A 1,838-nucleotide genomic window follows, 5' to 3' on the forward strand; every position below is an offset into this window, starting at 1 on the left:
ACAAGACTCGACGCAACGGGTGGAACCGTCCGCGACCGGCTATCCGAGCGGGTGCGGTGTTCGCCTGCGCGATCCTGCTCGCCGGCTGTTCGGGCGGCGGTGACGGCGGAGATGGAGGAGGCGGCGGGTTCCTCGGTTTCGGCGGCGGAAACGGAGCGGACCTCGTCGCCACCGACATCGGGCAGGGCTACGTCGACGGGCCCACCACGACCATCGTCGCCCCTCCCGGCTGGGAAGGCGACGCCGGCGGAGGCAACGACGACGGAAGAAGAACCAACGCCCGCGACGACGGCGATGACAATGGGTTCTTCGGATTCGGTCGAAAGAAGAAACCGGACCTGTCCCACTTGACCCCCGAGTCGGTTCCCGACCTCTGCGTGGAGCCACGATGCAGCGTCGACTGGCGGGACATCGACCACCCCTCATGGGGTCCGACGAGGGTCTTCCTGCCTTCCTACAACGACTACGACCCGGAGAATTTCGGCGCCGTCGGAATGGCCGCCGTCGATGCTTCGGGCGAGGTCAAGTGGAACTACGTTCTTCTCACCGGTGGCGGCGCCCCCAGCTTCGCGAGCGACGGCCCCGATGGGGGTGAAACGCTCTACGTCTACGACAACCTCGGCGGAATCATCGTGTTGCGCCCATCCGACGATGGTTTCGGAGCTCTTCCGGACGGTGGACTCATGGGTCAGGGACTCGACGACGAGAACGCGTATTTTTCATACGCCACCATCGGAGAACTCGACGAAGACGGGAACTACGAAATCGAGGTACGGCCAACGGATGGGGGTCGCGACCGCACGATGACCTGGGATGGGTCGAAATACGTCGAGAAATAGCCCACCCGAGAACCACACGGGCGACGTCGGTACACCACCGCCGGGATCCCTTAGCCACACGACCACGATGCCGAGGTACACCATGCGCGACACAGCACTCACGACACGACGGGGGCGGGTCATCGCGGCAATGGCCTGCGCGATCCTGCTCGCCGGTTGCTCCGGCGGTGATGGAGGCGGGGGCGAAGGCGGTGGATTCCTCGGCTTCGGCGGCGGAAACGAAGACGATGATCTCGTGTCCACCGACTTCGGGCAGGGCTACGTCGATGGCGCCACCACCACGATCGTCGCGCCTCCCGGATGGGAAGGCGACGCCGGCGAGGCGGGCGGAGACGATGAGGGCGGCGTCGAGGGTGACGGCGGAGGCGGCCTGTTCGGCTCCGGCGGAAAATCGAAGGGCGATCTGTCCCAGGTCACCGAAGCATCCGTGAGCGACGTCTGCCCCGCCTCGAGCTGCACGTTCGACAGCATCGACATCGATCACCCCGGGTGGGGCCCGACGCGGGTGTTCACCCTGATCGAAGTGACCAGCCAATTGGTGGGTGAAACGGCACTGGCCGCGGTCGATGCTTCCGGCGAGGTCAAATGGACGTATTCGCCGACCATGTCGGGAACGGATGTCTGGGGGTTCGCCGCGGACGCGCCCGACGCGAAGGAGGCTCTCTACGTCGCGTACAACCCCGGCCGGTGGAACGGCATCATCGCGCTGCACCCGACCGAGGAGGGCTTCCTCGGATTGCCCGACGGCGGCGACAACCCCGATTACAACTCCGACGGCCTCGTCCAGATATACAACGCCGAACTCGGCGAACTCGACGACGACGGGGTCTACGAAATCCACTCGTTCGAGAACGACACGTCCGGCGGACGAGGCATGGCCAATGCCATCCAGTACAAGCACTTCCTCACCTGGACCGGCGACGGCTACGAGGAGCTCCGCCCGAAGGAGCGTCTCAACTAGACGATCGTCCGGCCCCCTCATCCGCACACCGCCACCAC

Annotated in this window: 2 protein-coding genes; both read left to right on the forward strand. The window is 65.6% G+C overall.

The window, feature by feature from the left end; translation table 11 throughout:
• Positions 1–839 (forward strand): hypothetical protein (locus GX015_RS02585; RefSeq protein WP_291342564.1); only part of this gene is annotated, 839 nt, incomplete at its 5' end.
• A gap of 82 nt (positions 840–921) precedes the next feature.
• Positions 922–1,800: a hypothetical protein gene (locus tag GX015_RS02590; RefSeq protein WP_291342566.1), complete on the forward strand. Its 879-nt coding sequence runs from the start codon at positions 922–924 to the stop codon at positions 1,798–1,800.
• The last annotated feature ends 38 nt before the right edge of the window (positions 1,801–1,838 follow it).

This window comes from Corynebacterium sp. (assembly GCF_012837295.1).
GTDB lineage: Bacteria > Actinomycetota > Actinomycetes > Mycobacteriales > Mycobacteriaceae > Corynebacterium.